The sequence below is a fragment of the Bacillus sp. JJ864 genome (genome assembly GCF_036963045.1).
Lineage (GTDB): Bacteria > Bacillota > Bacilli > Bacillales > Bacillaceae_G > Bacillus_A > Bacillus_A pseudomycoides_C.
On the sequence record NZ_JBALLY010000182.1, the window covers coordinates 16,369 to 16,794 of the forward strand.

Here is a 426-nt window from a genome sequence, read left to right on the forward strand (position 1 = left end):
TATACTCTTCATTTGTATAACCTGATCCTACACCAGCATCTTTTTCTACTAAGACTTCATGTCCAGCTTTAATTAATTTCTGGGCATTTTCTGGTGTCATACCAACACGTGCTTCACCTTTTTTAATTTCTTTAACTACGCCAATTCTCATGCTGACACATCCTTTTAAAATGTAATATAAATTACATTATTTGTTATACGATTCAAATAAATTCGCGGAATATATCAAACACCTCGATACTTCCTCATTTGTTTGAATCGCCTGTTCACACCTACAAGATAGCACTCTGGAAAATATTGAGTCAACATTTTGTGAAATAGTTCACAAAATGTTTTTTTTTATTTTGAAATAAAATTTTTCTCACAAAGAAGCATTGAACACGATTTAAAAGTGTGCTAGACTTTCTCACAAGTAACATCTCTTAT

General features: G+C 31.5%; 1 pseudogene. It reads right to left on the reverse strand.

Annotated elements, in window-relative coordinates:
* Positions 1–151, reverse strand: a pseudogene (locus V7024_RS22040) (alanine dehydrogenase); the annotation flags it as partial.
* Positions 152–426 lie beyond the last annotated feature (275 nt).